The sequence below is a fragment of the Mesorhizobium sp. genome, assembly GCF_024509055.1.
GTDB lineage: Bacteria > Pseudomonadota > Alphaproteobacteria > Rhizobiales > Rhizobiaceae > Mesorhizobium.
In genome coordinates this window covers 1-3703 of record NZ_JANINM010000161.1, presented here as the reverse complement: position 1 = coordinate 3703, position 3703 = coordinate 1, and the positions used below count along the sequence as shown (strand labels likewise).

Genomic DNA, 3703 nt, shown 5'->3' with positions numbered 1-3703 from the left:
TCCGCAAGGCGATCGCCGACGACCAGCAATATTTCTACAGCCGCCAGGCCGGAAGACTGATGACGACGCCGTCGGCAGGCGGCGCCGAGGTCGAAGTCTTCGAGCGGCTGGCGCGTGAAACGGCGGCGAATGTCGACGGCTTCCTCGGCCAGTTGGACAGCGTCTCGCTGAAGGGCGCGACCAGGCTGCTGGCCAGCGCGCGCCGCGTGCGCGTGCACGGCGTCCGCCAGTTCCACTCGCTGGCGAGCTTCCTCACATATTGCCTTGGCATGGTTCGCTCGGACGTGGCGCTGCTCGATGCGCCGCGCCTCGGCGTCGCCGAAGCGCTGTCACAGCTCGAGCCTGGCGATGTCGTCATCATCGCCAGCTGCGCGCCCTATACGCGCAGCGTCGCGGAGGTCGGCCGCATCGCAGCGGCAAACGGCCAGAACGTGATCGCGATCACCGATTCCCGATCCTCGCCGCTCGTTCCGCCCGCCGAGCATGCCTTCTTCATTCCTCATGCCAGCAGCTTTTACTCGAACAGCATGGGCGCTTACGTCGTCTTTTGTGAAGCGCTGCTCAATCTCGCCGCCAGGGAACTGGGCGACAAGGCACTGAATTCGCTCGCCGGGCGCGAGCGCCTGATCGCAGAGATGAACATCGAGGTCGGCTGACCGCCATCGTCCGAACTCTAATCCGACCTTCATCGATCTCCATGCACTTGTGCCGAACCGAACTGGTGCTCGGCCAGCACGGCGGCGAGGACCGTAGCACCCCGCCGCAGTGCCTCCGCGTCGAGCCCGGCATAGCCGATAATGAAGCCGGCCGTTTCAGGCCGAGGTTCGGTCGGGTCATATAGCGGGGACACCGGATAAAGGCCTACTCCGGCGGCTCGCGCGGCGCCGATGATGGCCAGCTCATGTTCGGCGTCGATGCCGTCCATCCAGGCGACAACGTGCAGTCCCGTGTCGGCTCCAACAACGGTAACCTTCGGACCGAAATGATCGGTCAAGGCCTGCAGCAAAATCTCCCTTCGTTCGGCGTTCTTCCTGCGGATGGTTCGCACGTGACGTTCGTAGGCGCCACTGGACAGCAGGTCCGCCAACGCCTCCTGTTCCAGCATCGGAGCGTGCCGGTCAGTCAGCCGTTTCGCTTCGCTGAACACTTGGCGCAGGCCAACTGGGACGACGAGATAGCCGAGCCTCAAGGTTGGGGAGAGCGTCTTCGACAGCGTGCCGACATAGATGACGGAATCCGGGCCGAGGACCTGCAGGGGCGGAATCGGAGCGATGTCGTGACGGTATTCGCCGTCGTAATCGTCTTCGACGATGTAAGCGCCCGTGCCCGCGGCCCAGGCCAGGAGGGAGCGTCGCCGCGAAGCCGAGAGCACGCCGCCGAGCGGAAACTGGTGCGACGGCGTCACATAGGCCATGCGAGCCGGCTGCAGCAGATCCGTCCTCAACCCGTCGCTATCGACCGCGAGCGGCAAGGCGACGCCGCCTGCGGCCACGAAGGCATGACGGGCCATCGGGTAGCCCGGGTTCTCGATGACGAACCGATCGCCGGGATCCAGCAGCAGCCGCGCGCAGAGGTCGAGCCCCTGCTGCGAACCATTGACGATGACGATCTGGTCCGGCGCGCAGCTGATGCCGCGGGCGCGCCAGAGATAGCCCTGCAGTGCGCCACGAAGATGAGACGCGCCTTGGGGATCGCCATAGCGCAGCCGTACGCTGCGTTGGAGGATGGCCTTGTTCGACGCCCGCCGCCAGGCCAGCACCGGGAAGTCGGAGCCGGCTAGCTCGCCATAGCGGAAATCCGCTATTCTGGCCGGCTGCGGCTCCAGTGGCGCGGGCAAGGCGAGCAGGCGCCTGGCGAACGCCGAGAGGTTACGCGGCAAGTCGGAAGGGGCGGACATCTCAACCGACGCTGCCTCCAGTCCCGGCGCCACGATCGCCCGGGCGCCTGGCCGCACGATCAGATAGCCTTCCGCGATGAGCTGGCCATAGGCCGCCGTCACTGTGGTGCGCGAGGCGCCCCATTCGGCCGCGAAGACCCGTGTCGACGGCAAGCGGTCGCCGGGCCGATAGGCGCCGCTGTGGATCTGCTCCTTGATCGCGGCGATGATCCGCCGCGCGACCCCATCCAACTGGACCATGTAAAAGCTTCAAAACTGGATATTCTAGGCAAGCCAGATTTCCGGCATCTTCCGTTGCAACGCAAGGAGTTTTGCCATGTACATTCCGCCCGCTTTCCGCGACGACGACAAGGAGAGCATCATAGCGACGATCCGCGCGGCGCGACTGGCAACCCTGGTCACCGCCACGGCGGATGGGTTGCTTGCGACGCCGCTGCCGCTTTTGTTCGACGAGAGCGACGGCGAGCACGGAGTGATCTACGGCCATGTCGCCAAGGCCAACCCGCAGTGGCGCACACCTGCGCTGGGCGATGGCCTGGCGATGTTCATGGGACCGGACGCCTATGTGACGCCAAGCTGGTATGAAACCAAGCGGGAAAGCGGAAAAGTCGTGCCGACCTGGAACTATGTCGCCGTGCATGCCTATGGACCGGTCGAGTTCTTCGAGGATGCGGACAGGCTGCTCGAGGTGGTGACGCGACTGACCAATCGCCATGAAGGCGAGCGCGCTTTGCCCTGGGCCGTGTCGGACGCGCCGCCGGATTTCATCCAGGCGCAATTGCGCGGCATCGTCGGCCTGCGCATGCCCATCACCAGGCTCGAAGGCAAGCGCAAGATGAGCCAGAACCGCAATGCGGCCGATCGCACGGGCGTCGTGGCGGGTCTTTCTGAAAGCGAGCGAGCTTCAGACCGCGAGGTCGCGCCGCTCATCCCGTTGTGAAGGCCAATGCTGCCCGCCTTTCAGTGAGACCATTATGCTGGATATGACCTCGTTCGCCTTGTACTTCGCCGCGGCGTTGTTGCTCGCCATCACGCCCGGCCCGGGCATCTTCTACGTCGCCGCGCGTACGCTGGCCGGCGGGCGCGCCGAAGGCATCGCCTCCAGCCTGGGGACAGGCCTCGGCGGCATGGTGCACGTACTGGCCGGCAGCCTGGGCGTCTCGGCCCTCGTGCTTGCGAGCGCGGAATTGTTCACGGCGTTGAAGCTCGTCGGCGCGGTCTATCTCGTCTGGCTCGGCTTTCGCACCTTTCAGTCTGCCCGCCGGGAAGCGGAAGCGGCGCTCGAGGGCGGCATGGCTGCGCCCGCGGTCGGCGCGCGACGGGCGTTTCGCGAAGGCGTGCTGGTCGAGGCGCTGAATCCGAAGACGGCCGCCTTCTTCCTGGCTTTCATCCCACAGTTCGTGAACACTGGCGCCGCCCATGTGGCCCTGCAGTTCATGGCTCTCGGCTTCGTGTCGGTCACGCTCAACACGCTGGTCGATGTCGTGGTCGCCTTCGCCGCCAGCCGCCTCAGGCAGCGCGCGGCAGGCCGTTCCAATGTGATCCGTCGCCTGCGCGAGGCATCCGGAGGCGCGATGATCGTTCTGGGCATCGGGCTGGCCATAGCCAAGCGCCCTGTCCTGTGATGGGCGCGGCGATGTTTCGCTAGAGCCCCAGCGAAACCCTCAAGGCGGACAGTTCCTCGTCGGCGATCGGCACCACGTGCTGCTGCTCCGGATAGGCGCCGGTCCTGACGTCGGCGATGAACTCGCGATAGGCTGCGATGCGCTCGCGCTGCAGCCGCTCGAATTCGGCGGCGAAGTTGCG

Annotated in this window: 4 protein-coding genes and 1 pseudogene; 3 read left to right on the top strand and 2 right to left on the bottom strand. The window is 65.8% G+C overall.

All coding sequences use genetic code 11. The features are described from left to right. Positions 1-656 (top strand): MurR/RpiR family transcriptional regulator (locus tag Q0L57_RS08030; protein ID WP_296740729.1); only part of this gene is annotated, 656 nt, incomplete at its 5' end. 29 nt (positions 657-685) lie between these two features. On the opposite strand, the gene Q0L57_RS08025 is transcribed toward Q0L57_RS08030, so the two are convergent. Further along, entirely contained in the window at positions 686-2137 is a 1452-nt protein-coding gene (locus Q0L57_RS08025; protein WP_296740728.1) for a PLP-dependent aminotransferase family protein, read from the bottom strand. A 76-nt stretch (positions 2138-2213) separates the two neighbouring features. Here Q0L57_RS08025 and Q0L57_RS08020 point away from each other — a divergent pair, with 76 nt between their 5' ends. Both Q0L57_RS08020 and Q0L57_RS08015 read left to right on the top strand, forming a co-directional pair. Then, positions 2214-2837, top strand: a complete 624-nt coding sequence (locus Q0L57_RS08020) for an FMN-binding negative transcriptional regulator (RefSeq protein ID WP_296740726.1) — start codon at positions 2214-2216, stop codon at positions 2835-2837. A gap of 34 nt (positions 2838-2871) precedes the next feature. Further along, positions 2872-3522, top strand: coding sequence for a LysE family translocator (locus tag Q0L57_RS08015; protein ID WP_296740725.1), 651 nt, complete (start codon positions 2872-2874; stop codon positions 3520-3522). Positions 3523-3541: 19 nt separating this feature from the next. Here the strand turns inward: Q0L57_RS08015 and Q0L57_RS08010 are convergent. Further along, positions 3542-3703: pseudogene (locus Q0L57_RS08010) on the bottom strand (3-methyl-2-oxobutanoate hydroxymethyltransferase); the annotation flags it as partial.

Bases quoted from the DNA above. Each gene is read 5' to 3' on its own strand.
- Q0L57_RS08020 (WP_296740726.1), top strand. From the start codon at position 2,214: ATGTACATTCCGCCCGCTTTCCGCGACGACGACAAGGAGAGCATCATA.
- Q0L57_RS08015 (WP_296740725.1), top strand. From the start codon at position 2,872: ATGCTGGATATGACCTCGTTCGCCTTGTACTTCGCCGCGGCGTTGTTG.
- Q0L57_RS08025 (WP_296740728.1), bottom strand. From the start codon at position 2,137: ATGGTCCAGTTGGATGGGGTCGCGCGGCGGATCATCGCCGCGATCAAG.